We start from the raw sequence: 15,555 nt of genomic DNA on the forward strand, positions 1-15,555 counted from the left end.
CCATGCCGCATGAGGGGGGCAACCTGGAGCAGCTGAAGATCCTTCTGGTGGAAGATTCACCGGAAGACGCCGAGCTGTTGTCCGATCAGTTGCTCGAGGCCGGGCTGGATGCGGCATTCGAGCGCGTGGACAGCGAGCCGTCGCTGCGCGCCGCGCTGGATGAATTCCAGCCGGACATCGTGCTGTCGGACCTGAGCATGCCGGGCTTTTCCGGCCACCAGGCGCTGCGCCTGGTGCGCCAGAACGGTGCCACGCCCTTCATCTTCGTCTCCGGCACCATGGGCGAGGAGACCGCGGTCAAGGCGCTGCAGGATGGCGCCAACGACTACATCATCAAGCACAATCCGACGCGCTTGCCGAGCGCGGTGATCCGCGCGATCCGCGAGGCGCGCGCCGATCTGGAGCGCCAGCGCGTGGAAAGCGAGCTGATGCGCGCGCAGCGTCTGGAAAGCCTGGCGATGCTGGCGGCCGGTTTGAGCCACGACCTGCGCAATATCCTGCAACCGTTGTTGATCGTGCCCGACCTGCTGGCCGGGCGCACCGACGACCCGCAGCTGCGTCAGCTGGCCAACGTGGTGGCCGAATGCGGCCGGCGCGGGCATGAGATGGCCGAGTCGATGCTTTCGTTCGTGCGCGGTTCCAACAAGCCGCGCGAGCAGGTATCCCTCTCCAATCTGTTCCAGGCCGTGCAGATGCTGCTCAAGAGCAGCCTGCCCGACGGCGTGCGTCTGCAGATGGACAACATCGCTGCGGACCTGACCATTGAGGCCAACTACACCGAACTGCAGCAATGCCTGCTCAACTTGGGCTTGAACGCGATCCAGGCGATGCCCGAGGGCGGCAGACTGATCCTGGCAGCCGATCGCTACGATGCCTCGCGCGTGCGCATGAGCGTGTCCGACACCGGCGTGGGCATGAGCGACGAAACCCGCGCGCGCCTGTTCAGTCCTTTCTTCACCACCAAGGCCGATGGCACTGGGTTGGGACTGATTTCGTGCAAGCGCATCATCGAAAGCTATGGCGGCAGCATCGTGGTCGATAGCCGGCTGGGCGAAGGCACGCGCTTTGACATGATCGTGCCGATGCGTGCGGTGTCGGCGGCGGTGACCGAAGCCGAACTGCCGCTCCCGCTTGGCCACGGGCAGCGCATTTTGCTGGTGGATGGCGAGGCAACGCGCCTGTCGCTGCTGGGCAATGCGCTCTCCAGCCAGGGCTATCAGCCGCAGCTGGCCAGCGATGGCGCCGCGGCACTGCAACTGGTGCAGCAGCATGCGATGCCGGATCTGGTGATCATCGACAGCGACATCATCCTGCTTTCGGCAGTGAGCGTGCTGCTGAGCATGCAGGAGCTGGGCTACCAGGGGCCGGCGATCGTGCTGGAAGATGTCGGCGCGCCGTTGCAGCGTGCGCATTTTCCGGCGGATCTTCCAGTGCATGTGCTGCGCAAGCCGCTGGAAATGCGCCGGGTGTTCCGCGCCGTTTCGCATGCGCTGGAAGTGGCCTGACACCACGTCGCGCGCACCCATGGCGCGCATCGATGGGTGCGACACGATTGCAACAGTTGACGTCCACGCCGGCCGCGTGCGCGAATAACGTATGACCACCGTGCTTCTCAGCCTCGGCAGCAACGTCCAGCCGACCCACTACCTGCGCTTGGCTGTCGCCGCCCTGCGCGCGCGCTTCGGCCAGATCGTCGTGTCGCCCGCGTACCGCACGCCCGCAGTGGGCTTCGATGGGCCGGACTTCGTCAACAACGCGGTGGTACTGCAGACCGATCTGGATCTGGACGCGCTGGATCGCTGGCTGCATGCACTGGAAGATGCGCATGGACGCGATCGCAGCGGCCCGCGTTTCAGCGACCGCACCCTGGATCTGGATGTGGTGTTCTTCGGCGACCGTATCGTCGAAGGCCCCGGGCATCTGCGCATCCCGCGGCCCGAACTCAAACACGCATTCGTGCTCAAGCCGCTGGCCGACATCGCGCCGGACTTCATCGACCCGCTGAGCGGGCAGACGCTGGCAGCCCTGTGGCAGGCGCATCCGCAGCACGGCAGCGCGTTTGCCACGGTGGAGCTGGATGCGGCTGCGCCGCAGTTGAGCGTCACGCAATAGCGCTGTGCTGGCGGCGCGGTTGAGCGCGGCCGGGCAGGCGCGCAGGTCGCGCGATGATGGGCGTCACTGTCCGGCAGTGACGCACGCTGGCGAGGTCGCAGCCGAGCTCACGTGCATGACACAGAGAGCGTCCCTGCGCAGCGCAAGCGCAGGCCACGGAAGCGGCGTTCAACTGAGCTGGCGGCCGCCATCCACATGCAGGGTATGGCCGGTGACGAAGCTGGCGTCGTCCAGCAGCCAGCGCACCGCTTCGGCAATTTCCTCCGGCGTGCCGATGCGCGCCAGCGGCGTACGCGCGAGCAGCGCCTGCTTGGCGTCGACGGATTTACCTTCTTCCGGCCACAGGATGGCGCCAGGCGCGACCGCGTTGACGCGTACCTGCGGCGCCAGTTCCAGCGCCAGCGACCGGGTCAGCATTTCCAGCGCGCTCTTGGACGCGCCGTAGAGCGGGTGGTTGCGCATCGGTTGCTGCGCGTGCAGATCGGTGAGGTTGACGATGGCCCCGCGCCGCTGGCGCAACTGCGCGGCGGCGGCTTGTGCGATGAAGAACGGCGCGCGTGCATTGACCGCAAACAATTCGTCCCACTGCGCTGCCGTGGCCGCGCCCACGGGGGTGGGGTAGAACGCCGAGGCGTTGTTGACCACGCCATCCAGGCGACCGAAGGCGGCAAGGCAGTCGGCCACCAATTGCGCAGGTGCGTCGGGCAAGCGCAGATCGGCGTGCAAGGCGTGTGCGCTGCCGGCACGCTGGGCGCACAGTTCGGCCACACGTGCGTCCAGCACCTCGGCGGAGCGGTGTGCATGCAGCGCAACGCGGTAGCCGGCAGCATGCAGCGTGGTGGCGATCTGCGCGCCGATGCGGCGGGCTGCGCCGGTGATCAACACCACCTTGGAACTGTCTGTCATGGCGTACTCGCTCGGCGTTGCGGAGGGCTCGGCTATCCTGTGCATTGTCCCCGCAACCGGTGCCCGCATGCACGCCGACCTTCCCACGCCCGATCCGGACGCGCTGGCCCATAGCGACCGGTTGGCTGCGCACGTACGCGCCGAAATCCAGGCCGCCGGTGGTGCGATTCCGTTCTCGCGCTTCATGGAGCTGGCGCTGTATGCGCCGGGCCTGGGCTATTACAGCGCCGGCGCCAGCAAGTTCGGCGAGGCCGGCGATTTCGTCACCGCTCCGGAATTGGGGCCGTTGTTTGCGGCCACCGTCTCCGGCGCGTTGGCGCCGGTATTGCAGCAGCTCGGGCCGCAGGCGCGGGTGCTGGAAGTGGGCGGCGGCAGCGGTGCGTTTGCCGAAGTCACGCTCAAGCGGCTGCTGGAACTGGACGCGTTGCCCGAGCGCTACGCGATCCTGGAGCCCAGCGCCGACCTGCGCGAACGTCAGCGCGAGCGACTGGGACGCAGCCTGATCCCGCCGGTGTTCGATCTGGTGGAATGGCTGGATGCGCCATTCCCGGACGATTGGGATGGCGTGCTGTTTGCCAACGAAGTCATCGACGCCTTGCCCACGCCGCGCTTCGCACTGCGCGATGGGCAGGTGTATGAAGAAACCGTGGTACTGGATGCCCAGCAGCACTTCGCACGTGGCGAGCAACCGGCCGATGCGTTGCTGAGCGCAGCCGTGCGTTACCTGGAGCGCTATCTGGAGCAGCCGTTCGCCGATGGTTATCGCTCCGAGCTGCTGCCGCAATTGCCGTATTGGGTCCAGGCGGTCGCCGGCGGTTTGAAGCGTGGCGCGATGTTGTTCGTCGACTACGGTTATCCGCGCGGCGAGTTCTATCGTGCGCAGCGCGAGGACGGCACCTTGCGTGCGTTTTACCGGCACCGCATGCATGAAGATCTCTACCGCTGGCCGGGCCTGCAGGATCTGACCGCATCGGTGGACTTCACCGCGTTGGCCGAGGCAGGCACCGGCGCAGGTTTCGAGTTGGCCGGGTATTGCACGCAAGCAAGCTTCCTGCTCGGCAATGGGCTGGACACCTTGTTGGCGCAGGCCGATACGCGCACCGATGAAGTGGGGCGCATGCGTCTGCGCGAACAGATCAAGCGGCTGACCCTACCCAGCGAGATGGGCGAGCGCTTCCAGGTGATGGGCTTCTCGCGCGATGTCGATTTCGCCCCGGCATTCCTGTCCGGCGATCTCACATGGCGGTTGTGAGTTCGGCACTCCGGCCGTTTCATCGGCCGCGCTTGTGGGTGGGCTTGTGGGTCGCGGCGATCGTTGTGGTCATTGCTGTATGCCTGGGGCCGCCGCCGGAGTTTCCGGAGTTGCCGTCCAACAGCGACAAGGCCGAGCATTTCCTGACCTTCGCGCTGTTGTGTTGGGGAGCGGTGCAGTTGTTTGCCACCCGGCGCGCACTGGCGTTGGCTGCGTTCGGATTGGTGCTGCTGGGCATCGGCATCGAAATCGCGCAAGGCGCGCTGACCACCAATCGCAGCGCCGACCCGTACGATGCATTGGCCGATACGCTGGGCATTCTCGCAGGGCTATGTCTGGCATGGACGCCGTTGCGGTTTGTGATGGTGCGGATCGATCAGCGCCTGTTTGGACGGCGGTGACGCTGCTTGAACGAAGCCGCAGCCGGCCAGATGCCTGCCCGCTGCGGTAAACGGAGCCAGGCGGCAGCGCGGTCCTGGTTGCTGGCCGCGTGTTGCCGCAGCGATCTAACGCGTCGCGCTGCACGACCGCTTGCTCCCTGGCAGCGTGCCGCGGCCGCGGCGGAGCATCCGCTGCTGGCTGTGCGATGCAGGTTGTGCAGTCGCTACGCTGCGTTGCGGACCAGTGGCTGGCACGTCGCCACAGCGACCGCGGCCGTTACAGCTTCATCCTCAGCCCGAGATACAGCTGCCGTCCGGCGGCGGGCGAGAACATGGGCTGCGCCTGTGCCCAGAAGAAGCTGTCGTACCACACGTAGGCATACGCGCGACCGGTGGCATTGCGGACCTGCATGTCCACGCTCCAGTTCGGGTTGATCGTGTAGCGCGCGGTGAGGTCGAGCGTCGCAAAGCCGCCGTACTTGCCTGCCACGTTGCGTTCCTCGAGGTAGTAGTCGCCCTGGGCGCGCCCCTGCAGGCCCAGTTGCAACGCCTCGGTCGCGCGGTAGTCCACGCCGATGTTGCTGATATAGCGGGGCGTGGCGATGACTTCGTTGCCTTGCAGCGACAATGCGGCGGCACGGTCGTCGCGCGTGATCTTGGCTTCCTGGTAGGCATGCGACGCCCAGAGCGTCCATCGATCGCCCAGCTGTGCGCTGATCTGCGCATCCACGCCGCGGCGACGCGTCTTGCCCAAGGTCACGGTAGTGCCGGTGGCCGGCATGTTCGAGACTTCGTTTTCCGCATCCTGTTGCCAGACGGCGACGCGCGCCTGGCTGCCTGCAAATGGGCTGAATTTCATGCCCAGCTCGACGCCGGTGTTGGTGGAAGGGCGGATGCCGGCTTGCCCTGGGGTGAGATAGGCCGGGGCGGTGGAGCCGGTCAACACCTGGAAGGTACGGCCCCAGTTGGCGTACATGTTGGTGCTGGGCGTCAGGGCGTAGATCACGCTGAGCTTGGGCTGCCCGATGCTGCCGTAACGCTGCAGCGGTGCGCGCACCGCATCCGGCAGCTGGGTGTCGCCGTCGAAGCGGTCCACGCGATAGGCCGGCACCAGCTTCAGGGCCTCGACCGGCTGATAGATGGCCTGTACGTAGGCGCCCCAGTTGTCGAACGTATAGCGGTCCGCGTTCTGGATGCGCGCTGGCGCTGCGGCAAAGTCGGTGGGCTCGGCATAGTTGAAGCGCTCGCGCCGGTACGCATTGTCTTGATGTTCGTAGTTGATGCCGCCTTCCAAGGTCAGCAGGTCGTTGGCGCGCAAGGTCAGGGTGTTGAGCATGCCGACCTGCGTTTCGTTCCAACGCCGACGCTGGCGCGGCGCATTGCCGATGGGCAGGTCGCTGAAGGTCACCCGGCGGTCGTCCTCGTAGCGGTTGTAGTAAAGCTTGCTGCCCAGGAACAGGGCGTCGGTCAGTTTCAGGTCCAGATGCATGCCGAGCTGCTGCATGTCGCGGTCGTCGCCATCGTTGCGGTTGCGGCGGTCCGAGCTGCGCCGATCCGCCTGCAGCTCTGCTGCGGTCATGAAGCCCGGCTCGTCGGCCTGGTTGCGGTACGTGCGTGCCGTCAGACCGATGCGCATGCCGTCGTCGAGAGTGCCGTAGAACCATTTGCCGCCCAGCACATACTTGCTGGAACGATCGTGCGCGCGATAGCCATCCGATGCCTGCGCGCCGATGAAGTAGTTCTGCGCGAATCCGTCGCGTTCGCGCCCGACCGCGATCTGCGCATCGCGGCTGGCGTAACTGCCGTAGGCCACGCGGGCATCGGTGTAGCTGCCGCCCTGGCGGGTGCCGAAGTTGATGTTGCCGCCGATGTTGTGCAGCCCATAGCGCGGATCGTTGGTGCCACGCACCACCTCGATGTAGCTGATTTCAAGCGGAAACAGCATGTCGATGAAGCGCTGGTTGCCGCTGTTGACGTTGCTGGGAATGCCGTCGATCAGGGTCTTGATCGCATTGAGATAGCCCTCGCCGTTGAAGGCGCGGAAGCTGACCTTGCCCGATTCGGCGCCCTGGCGGGTTTCGGTCAACTGCATGCCTGGCATCTGCCCCAGCAATTCCCAGCTGTAGGACACGTTCTTGTCCTCGATCTGGTCGGCGCCCAGCACATCCACCGACGTCAGCACCTGATGCGCACTGAGCTGGCCTTCGTGATGCTGATGGACGTCGACCTTGCCGAGCGTCAGTGCCGAATCGGAGGACTGCGCGCGTGCGTCGGCAGCAAACAGCAGAGCGGCGACAGTCGCCACGAGGGGATGGATCTTCATGAAGCGGGCAACACCTGGGGGCCAATGGAAACATGTGTCAAGAATGACATGTTATAACATTTTATGGCAAATTCAATTCGTGGTGTGCTGCTGCCGTCTTTGGCGACGGTCAGCAAAGAATCGTGTTGCAACGCGTGGTGCGCGGTTTGCGTATTGGCGATGCGCAGCGTGGGGAACCGCCAATAGCCACCGCACTGCAGGCGATGCAGGTGCGGTGCCGTTCCGCGCTGGCGGCCGACGTGACCGATCCCGCCGGCGCGTTGTTGCCGTGCTTATGCGGGCATGCGCACTGCGCGTTCGCGCAGCCACTTGGTGGCCACCCACTTGTCGCCGGCCAATACCGGCGCACCGGCGTGCAGGCTGCGTGTCATCGGGTGCGGGCGGTCGTAGCTGAAAAACACTGCGTTGCCCTTGACTGCAGCGACATCCAGATGCGCATCGGGAAAGCGCGTCGCGCCGCCGCGTTCTGGCGTGTTGAGGTACATCACCAGCGAGGCGACGCGTTGCCCGCCGGCCTGCAGCAATACCGGGGTGCCCGCTGCGTCCGGGTCGAAGTAATCGTAATGCGGCCTGTATTCCGCACCGGTGGCGTAGCGCAGCACTTGCAACCCTTCGCCGTGATCGACTGGCCAGTCGAGCAGGCGCGCGATGCGCGTTTCGATACGTTGGCACAGCGCATCCTGGCCAACGCGCAGACACATGCTGTCGCTGGTGCGTGCTGCATGCACCACGTGCTCTCCGCTTGCATCGTCCACGGTGCGCGAGCGCGCCAGGCGCGGCTGGGCCAAGGCGATCAATGCATCGCATTCCTCGTCGGAAAGAAAACCGCCGAGTACCACCACGCGTGGCAGCAACAGGCTGACCAGCACGCGCACATCGCGGTCGCCCAACGCAAGCAGCGACGCATCGGTGTCCTGTTGCAACGCGGGCACGCGCACCGGCATCGGCAAGCCGTTTGCTTGCGCGTGTTGCTGGATGTGCGCACGGACCAGTGCCTCGACCGCATCGATGGCGTCCTGCTCGTTCCAGCCCTGATCAAGCAGCGGCTGTAGCGCTTGCTCGGGCGAATGCCCGGCCATGGCTTGCGCCACGATCCAGTCGGCCAGCGGATTGGGGATATCTGTGTGTGTCATGGCTCTACAGTGCATGTCGTCGTGTGGCACTCGTATGTCAATTGTGTCGCGGTAAGACAAATGAAACAGATGCCCACTATAAAAGTGACGGGGATCTTGAACGTGCTCGCCACTGCAGTGCGCGGAACGCCACCAATTCTTGACGACTCCTCTTCATACCGGACCCTTTGACCTGGAGATCAGCCGCATGGCCGTTCGCAACAGCAGCAAGACACTTCTCATGACGTTTGGTACCGCACTGGCGCTGTCGGCCTGTGGTGGCGGAGCCGACCGTGTCGCCTCGCCAGGTGAAGGCGCATTCCCGCCGGCACCGGCCCCCGCGCCGACGCCGGCGCCCACGCCTGCACCAACGCCGGCACCTGCGCCGAGCGGCCCGGCCGCCGATTGCCCGAGCGGTTTTTCCAACGTCGGCACCATCGCCAACAACACGCTACGCGCCTGCCAGTTGCCGGAAACCATCAATGGCAACCTGGTGGTGCCGGCGCGCGCGGGCACCGTCTACTCGATCAGCGGCCGCGTCAATGTAGGTACCGACCGCGGTGGCAACGCCACCGCACCGGCAGCCGGTAGCACGCAGGGTGTTTTGACCATCGAGCCGGGCGTGACCCTGTTCGGCTCGGCCGGTAGCGACTACATCGTGGTCAATCGCGGTTCGCAGATCTTTGCCGAAGGCAGCGCGACTGCGCCGATCGTGTTCACCGCGCGTCAGGCGCTGGAGAGCACGGTCAGTGCCAACACCATCGGCCTGTGGGGCGGCATCGTGGTGCTGGGGCGTGCGGCGATCAACAACTGCCCGGGCACCACGGTGTCCGGTACGCCGGAATGTCAGGCGCAGGTCGAGGGGACCAACGCGTTCTATGGCGGCAACAACGCCACCGACAACAGCGGTTCGATGCGCTACCTGCGCGTGATGTATTCGGGCTTCGAAATTTCGCCGAATAACGAATTGCAAGGCATCACGCTGGCGGGCGTGGGCAGCGGCACCAAGCTGGATTATGTGCAGATCCACAACAGCTCCGACGATGGCATCGAATGGTTCGGCGGTACGGTCAACGGTAGCCATCTGGTCATCACCGGTGCCGACGACGATTCGCTGGATACCGATGCTGGTTGGAGCGGTGCACTGCAGTTCGGCATCGTGGTGCAGCGCGCCGGTGGCGGCGACCGCATGAACGAGTGGAGCAGCTTGCGTCGCCAGCCGTATTCGCGCCCCAAGGTGGCCAATTTCACCTACGTGGGCAATGCGCGCGCCGGTGCGGCGATCATGCTCAACCAGGGCACGCAGGCCGCGTTCTACAACTCGGTGGTGACCCGCCCAGCCGGCGGCACCGGTGATGGCCTGGTGTGCTTCAACCTGGCCGATACGGACACGCTCGGTACCTTCAACTCGGTGTTCTTCGCTTGCCCGACCGCCTTCGGCAGCGACGCGCGTGCGGCCAGCCAGTTTGCGGCCGGCACCAACAATGTCGCCAATGGCGTGTCCACATTGCAGAACACCTTCGTCAATGGCGTCAATGAATCCGCAGTACCGGCGTTTCAGGGCTTGAACGGGGTGAGCAGCTTCTTCCAGCAGGTGAACTACATCGGTGGCGTGCGCGATGCCAACGACACGTGGTGGCAGGGCTGGACCTGCGGCCTGACCGCCGATCGTCCCTGCTGAGGCATGGCATCGCGCGGCGGCCATCGGTCGCCGTGCGATGCGTCCAGCTTCATCTTTCTGTTGCCAGGGCTCCCACGATGCGAACCTCCGCTGTCGCCCGTCTTTCGCGGACGGGCCTGTCTCTTTCCATTTCCACCCTGCTGATGTCCGGCGCCGCCATGGCGCAGTCGACCACCAGCGATGCCGACGCCGGCAGCAGTACGTCCAGCGCGGCCAGTACCAGTGTGCCCAAGCAACTCGACCAGGTCGTGGTGCGTGGCGAATACATTCCCGAGCCGATGCTGCAAACCTCCGAAGTGGCCTCGTTCGTGACGCGCGAAGACATGGAGCGCACCGGCGACAGCAGCGCCGCGGTGGCGCTGACGCGTGTCACCGGGCTGAGCTTGTCGCGCGGCAAGTATGTGTATGTGCGCGGCCTGGGCGAGCGCTATTCGTCGGCGTTGTTCAACGGTTCGCCGCTGCCCAGCCCCGAGCCGATGCAGCGCGTGGTGCCGCTGGACCTGTTCCCCAGCGACGTGCTGGCCAGCGTGACCGTGCAAAAGACCTATTCGGCCGATTATCCGGGCGAATTCGGCGGCGGCGTGATCGACCTGCAATCGATGGAAATCCCCGACAAGCCATTCCTGTCGTTGACCGTGGGTGGCGGCGCCAACAGCGTCAGCACCGGCGAAAAAGGCCTGACATATTACGGCTCCGACGATGACGAGTGGGGTTTTGATGATGGTACGCGCAAGCAGCCTGCTGCCTTGCGCGATGCGATCAGGACCGGCCGCCGGGTCGATCTGGGCAGCTTTTCGCGCGAAGACATCCGCCGCATCGGGCGCAGTTTGAACGATGCCAACCTGTATGTGCTGCAGGAAAAGGACAGCATCGCTCCGGACGTCAATGTCGGCGGCAGCGCCGGTTACAGCATGGACGTGGGCGAGGCGAAACTTGGTGTTATCGCGGTGGCGAGCTACGACAACGAGTGGCGCACGCGCACCGGCAAGCAGCAGGACGGTATCTTTGTCGGCGACAGCGTCGAGTTCAATTCCAATTACGACTTCGCCACCACCCGCAATAATGTGCGCAGCAACGGCATGCTGGGGCTGGGGTGGGAATACGGCCGGCATGCCATCGGCTGGACCACGTTGTACGTGCACGACACCTTGAAGGTGGCGCGCAGCCGCGCCGGTCGCGACGAGCTGGCAGGTTTTGACGTGCGCGACGACAACACCGAGTGGTACGCGCGGCAGTTGATCAACAACCAGCTGCGCGGCACGCACGCGTTCGGCCAATACGATGATCTGAAGATCGAATGGCGGGCTGCAGTGGCCAACGCCAGCCGCGATGTGCCTTACGAAACCGGCATTCGCTACGAGCGGCTGGATGGTTACTGGGCGCACGATGCCTCACGGGTGCAGAACTACACCCGCTTCAGCAAGGTCGACGACAAGGTGGCCAGCGGCGGCGTGGATGTCACCTGGCGCTTGCCGATGGAGCACGACCTCACCGTCAAGGGCGGCCTGGCCTATCTGGACAACGACCGCAGCGCGTGGAGCCGCGAATTCCGCTTCCTGGCGCTGGACGGCCCGCTGCCGTTCCTGAACCAATATCAGCGCGTGGATTATCTGTTCTCCGATTACAACCTCAGCAACGATCTGCTGCGCCTGCGCGAAACCACCGGCAGTTTCGGTGCGGCCGCCTACGAGGCGACCTTGAAGGTCAAGGCGGCGTATCTGCAGGCGGAGGGCGAGATCGTGCCGACACTGCGCGCCACGGCGGGCGTGCGTTATGAAGACGCCACCCAGGCGGTGCATCCGTACGACATCTTCAGCGGCACGCGCCAGGACGGCGTGGCACCGTTGCAGAACAGCTATGCGCTGCCGTCGGCCACGCTCACCTGGAATTTTGCCGAGAACCAGCAGCTGCGCTTTGGCGCTTCCAAGACCATCGCACGCCCGCAATTTCGCGAAATGGCGCCACAGCAGTATCTGGACCCGGACATCGACCGCCAGTTCTTCGGCAACCCGTTCTTGGTCGATAGCGAGCTGGTCAACCTGGATGCGCGCTACGAATGGTTCTTCGAACCGGGCCAGTACGTCACCGTCGGCGCGTTCTATAAGAACATCGACAAGCCGATCGAAGCCATCGTCAACGACGCCCCTGGCGGTGGCATCGTGCAGAGCTTCATCAATGCGCCCAAGGCCACCCTGTACGGCGTGGAGCTGGAGGCCAAGAAGTATCTGCAGTTGCCGATCACTGCCGACTGGTGGGGCGACAAGCGCATGTTCGTGTCCGGCAACTACACGCGCACCAAGTCCAAGGTCAGTGCCAGCGATGGCGATACGGTGCAGCCGTTCGGCTTCAGTGCACCGGTGCAGGCAACCTTGTTCATTCGCGATGGCTCGGCATTGCAAGGCCAGTCCGATGACATCGCCAACCTGCAGATCGGCGTGGAAAGCGAGAGCACGCACAGCCAGGCGACATTGATCGCCAACTACGTGGGCGAGCGGGTATCCGCGCGTGGTCGCCCCGGGCAGCCGGACTACATCGACAAACCGGGCACCTCGCTGGATCTGGTGATCAAGAAGGGGCTGGCGTGGTCGGGCGATACGGTGTCGGTGAATTTTGCCGCGCGCAACCTGCTCAAGACCAAGTACCAGGAGTACCAGGAGGTGGGGAGCAACCGGGTGGACCTTTACACCTACCAGCCTGGCATCAGCTATGACATCAGTGTGACAGCGCGCTTCTGATTTGAGGTGCGGTTGCCCGTGTCGCAAACGCCCGCTGTGCATCGCATGGCGGGCGTTTTGCATTTTTCATGTGGCGCCGTGTGTCGGTTTGTGTCATCGGTTTCTTCGAACTGACACATTGTCGCCGCATTCTGTCATCCAATCGAAATCCTGAGACGGATGTCCGCTTTGCAGCGCGCCTGGCCCTCGTTGAATTCCTTGTTGCTGGCGCCGGGCGCTCGCACGGCGGTGGCGTGCGGCGTGGTTGCATTGCTGGTGCTGCAAGGTGTGCGCCTGTTGTGGCTGGTGCTCACGCCGATCGGGCCGTTGGGCACTGCGCAGCGCGCTTCGGTCACGCGTCCTGACGTGTCGGCATTGCATCGCGATGTGTTCTATCGCAGCGCATCCGACGCCCACAGCGATGGCATCGTGCTGCACGGCGTGCGTGCTGGCGGCGCCCAGGCGGCCGCCTATCTCAGCGGTAGCGATGGCCGGCAAGGCGTCTATCGCGTAGGCGACACGGTTGCGACCGGCGTGGTGGTGCAGGCGATCGCGGCCGATCATGTGCTGCTGCGCGCGGGCGGCAGTGTCCGTCGCATTGCATTGGGTGAATCCGGTGCTGCGGCAGCAGCGCTCCCTCCTGCAGCAACGGGGGCCACCGCATCGGCCGCCGTCGCTGCAACAGTGCAATCGAATGTCAGCGCGGCAGCAGGCACGAGCGCAGCCACCGCCGTCGACCCGCAGCAGTTGCTCGCCAGTGCCGGCCTGCGCGCCAGCGCCGATGGCGGCGGTTTCACCATCATGCCGCGCGGCGATGGCGCGCTGCTGCGTCAGGCCGGCTTGGCGCCGGGCGATGTGCTCACCCAGATCAATGGCCGCACGCTCGATGCAGAACATCTGCGCGAGTTGCAGGACGAATTGCGCGATGGCCAGAGCGCCACGCTGACCTACCGCCGCGACGGCCAGACCCACACCATGACCTTGAAGCGCCCGCAATGACTGCTGTTCGCCCGCTCTGGCTGCTCTCGGCCGCGTTGTTGTTCGCGCTACCCGCGGTGCCGATGACCGCACTGCATGCTGCCGATGCGCCGGCAGTGCGACTGCAGGACGTGGACCTGCGCGCTTTCATCCAGGACGTCTCGCGCGCCACTGGCATTACCTTCATCGTGGACACGCGTGTGCAGGGCTCGGTCAACGTGGCGCGCGCGCAGGCGATGTCCGAAGCCGATCTGCTGGGCATGCTGCTGGCCGTGTTGCGTGCCAATGGATTGATTGCGGTATCCAGCGGGCCATCGACCTACCGCATCATTCCCGACGACACCGCCGCGCAGCAGCCGGGTAGCGCGGCCAACGGCAACCTGGGATTTGCCACGCAGGTCTTCACCCTGCAGCGCGTGGACGCACGCAGCGCGGCAGAAATCCTCAAGCCGCTGATCGGGCGCGGTGGCGTGATCATGGCGATGCCGCAAGGTAACAGCCTGTTGATTGCCGACTACGCCGATAATCTGCGACGCATCCGCACGCTGGTGGCGCAGATCGACACCGACCGTGCGGCCATCGATACGGTGACGCTGCGCAATAGCTCGGCGCAGGAACTGGCGCGCACCTTGACCTCGCTGTTTGGGCAAGGCGGCGAGCGCAGCAATGTGTTGTCGGTGTTGCCGGTGGAAAGCAGCAATTCCTTGATCGTGCGTGGCGACCCCGCACTGGTGCAGCGCGTGGTGCGCACCGCAGTCGATCTGGACGGGCGCGCCGAGCGCCGCGGCGACGTCAGCGTGGTGCGCCTGCAGCACGCCAGCGCGGAGCAATTGTTGCCGGTGCTGCAGCAGCTGGTCGGGCAGGCGCCAGGCAACGAGGCGCAGGCCGGGCAAGACACACGTACCAATGCAGTGGATGTGGCAGCCGCGAGCGGCGCGGCGCAGACGCAGGTGATCGCGCCGGCGGCAGGCAAGCGCCCGGTGATCGTGCGCTACCCAGGCTCCAATGCGTTGATCATCAATGCCGATCCGGAAACCCAGCGCGCCTTGATGGATGTGATCCGGCAGCTGGATGTGCATCGCGAGCAGGTATTGGTCGAAGCGATCGTGGTGGAGATTTCAGACACCGCCGCCAAGCGCCTGGGCGTGCAGCTGCTGCTGGCTGGCCGCAATGGCACGGTGCCCTTGCTCGCCACGCAATACAGCGGCGCGGCGCCAGGCATCGTGCCGCTGGCAGCGGCGGCAGCTGGCACGCACAGCGGCAATGCCGACGACGATTCGGTGCTGGAACAGGCGCGCAACGTGGCTGCGCAATCGTTGCTGGGCTTGAGTGGCGGCTTGATCGGCCTGGCCGGGCAAAGCGACGATGCGGTGTTCGGCATGATCATCGATGCGGTCAAGAGCGACACAGGCTCCAACCTGTTGTCCACGCCCTCGATCATGACGCTGGACAACGAGCAGGCGCGCATCCTGGTAGGCCAGGAGGTGCCGATCACCACCGGCGAAGTGCTCGGCGCGGCCAACGACAACCCATTCCGCACCATCCAGCGCCAAGATGTGGGCGTGGAGCTGGAAGTGCGCCCGCAGATCAACACCGCCGGCGGCATCACGCTGGCGATCAAGCAGGAAGTCTCGGCGATTGCCGGGCCGGTCAGCGCGCAGTCGTCGGAGCTGGTGTTCAACAAGCGCCAGATCGAAACACGCGTGGTGGTGGAAAACGGCGCCATCGTCGCGCTTGGCGGCCTGCTCGACCAGAACGACCGCCAGACCGTGGAAAAGGTGCCGTTACTTGGCGATGTGCCCGGCCTGGGCGCGTTGTTCCGGCACAGGTCGCGCAACCGCGACAAAACCAATTTAATGGTGTTCATTCGCCCCACCATCATTCGCGATGCAGCCGATGCCCAGCGCATGACCGCGCCGCGCTACAACTACCTGCGCGAGCGTCAGCTGGCCGATGGCGATCCGGAAGCGGCGCTGGATGCCCTGGTACGCGACTACCTGCGTGCGCAGCCGCCGCAGCTGCCGGCCGGTCCGTCGTCAGGTGTCCCGGCAACTGCAACGCCACCTGCGCCCGGCGCGCGTCCCGTGCAGCGTTGAT

The 15,555-nt window shown here is 65.2% G+C and carries 11 protein-coding genes; 8 read left to right on the forward strand and 3 right to left on the reverse strand.

The annotated features are described in order from the left end of the window. Positions 1 to 2: 2 nt before the first annotated feature. Positions 3 to 1,505 carry an ATP-binding response regulator gene (locus tag ACCQ03_RS03925; protein ID WP_057678350.1) on the forward strand — a complete coding sequence of 501 codons (1,503 nt, stop codon included), beginning with the start codon at positions 3 to 5 and terminating at the stop codon, positions 1,503 to 1,505. Positions 1,506 to 1,596: 91 nt separating this feature from the next. Beyond that, on the forward strand, positions 1,597 to 2,112 hold the full coding sequence (folK, locus tag ACCQ03_RS03930) for a 2-amino-4-hydroxy-6-hydroxymethyldihydropteridine diphosphokinase (protein WP_057678351.1): 516 nt from the start codon (positions 1,597 to 1,599) through the stop codon (positions 2,110 to 2,112). Positions 2,113 to 2,280: 168 nt separating this feature from the next. Here the strand turns inward: folK and ACCQ03_RS03935 are convergent, their stop codons facing one another. After that, a complete protein-coding gene (locus ACCQ03_RS03935; RefSeq protein WP_209225731.1) occupies positions 2,281 to 3,018 on the reverse strand; it encodes a pteridine reductase in 738 nt (245 codons plus the stop codon). Between ACCQ03_RS03935 and ACCQ03_RS03940 the strand changes: the two genes are divergently transcribed. Together ACCQ03_RS03940 and ACCQ03_RS03945 are read left to right on the forward strand one after the other, a co-directional pair. Then, positions 3,017 to 4,270, forward strand: a complete 1,254-nt coding sequence (locus ACCQ03_RS03940; protein WP_209225729.1) for a class I SAM-dependent methyltransferase — start codon at positions 3,017 to 3,019, stop codon at positions 4,268 to 4,270. The two genes, ACCQ03_RS03935 and ACCQ03_RS03940, sit on opposite strands and share 2 nt — an antisense overlap. Then, complete coding sequence (locus ACCQ03_RS03945) at positions 4,258 to 4,671, forward strand: VanZ family protein (RefSeq protein WP_057678353.1); 414 nt, start codon at positions 4,258 to 4,260, stop codon at positions 4,669 to 4,671. Before ACCQ03_RS03940 ends, ACCQ03_RS03945 begins: the two co-directional genes overlap by 13 nt. A 256-nt stretch (positions 4,672 to 4,927) precedes the next feature. Here the strand turns inward: ACCQ03_RS03945 and ACCQ03_RS03950 are convergent, their stop codons facing one another. Both ACCQ03_RS03950 and ACCQ03_RS03955 read right to left on the reverse strand, forming a co-directional pair. Further along, positions 4,928 to 6,973 (reverse strand): TonB-dependent receptor, encoded by a 2,046-nt coding sequence (locus ACCQ03_RS03950; protein ID WP_209225727.1) that lies wholly within the window; start codon positions 6,971 to 6,973, stop codon positions 4,928 to 4,930. A gap of 272 nt (positions 6,974 to 7,245) precedes the next feature. Next, complete coding sequence (locus tag ACCQ03_RS03955) at positions 7,246 to 8,106, reverse strand: 2OG-Fe(II) oxygenase (protein ID WP_057678355.1); 861 nt, start codon at positions 8,104 to 8,106, stop codon at positions 7,246 to 7,248. A 187-nt stretch (positions 8,107 to 8,293) separates the two neighbouring features. Between ACCQ03_RS03955 and ACCQ03_RS03960 the strand changes: the two genes are divergently transcribed. The 4 genes from ACCQ03_RS03960 to gspD all read left to right on the forward strand — a co-directional run bounded on the left by ACCQ03_RS03960 (position 8,294) and on the right by gspD (position 15,554). Beyond that, positions 8,294 to 9,766 carry a beta-helix domain-containing protein gene (locus tag ACCQ03_RS03960; protein WP_209225725.1) on the forward strand — a complete coding sequence of 491 codons (1,473 nt, stop codon included), beginning with the start codon at positions 8,294 to 8,296 and terminating at the stop codon, positions 9,764 to 9,766. Positions 9,767 to 9,843: 77 nt separating this feature from the next. Then, a complete protein-coding gene (locus tag ACCQ03_RS03965; protein WP_150145521.1) occupies positions 9,844 to 12,501 on the forward strand; it encodes a TonB-dependent receptor domain-containing protein in 2,658 nt (885 codons plus the stop codon). A gap of 159 nt (positions 12,502 to 12,660) precedes the next feature. Next, a complete protein-coding gene (locus tag ACCQ03_RS03970; RefSeq protein ID WP_150145523.1) occupies positions 12,661 to 13,479 on the forward strand; it encodes a type II secretion system protein N in 819 nt (272 codons plus the stop codon). Beyond that, positions 13,476 to 15,554 carry a type II secretion system secretin GspD gene (gene gspD / locus ACCQ03_RS03975; protein ID WP_209225723.1) on the forward strand — a complete coding sequence of 693 codons (2,079 nt, stop codon included), beginning with the start codon at positions 13,476 to 13,478 and terminating at the stop codon, positions 15,552 to 15,554. The genes ACCQ03_RS03970 and gspD overlap by 4 nt, the downstream gene beginning before the upstream one ends. The last annotated feature ends 1 nt before the right edge of the window (position 15,555 follow it).

It is taken from the genome of Xanthomonas sp. NCPPB 3569 (assembly GCF_041475645.2).
In the GTDB taxonomy this organism is placed as follows: domain Bacteria; phylum Pseudomonadota; class Gammaproteobacteria; order Xanthomonadales; family Xanthomonadaceae; genus Xanthomonas; species Xanthomonas phaseoli.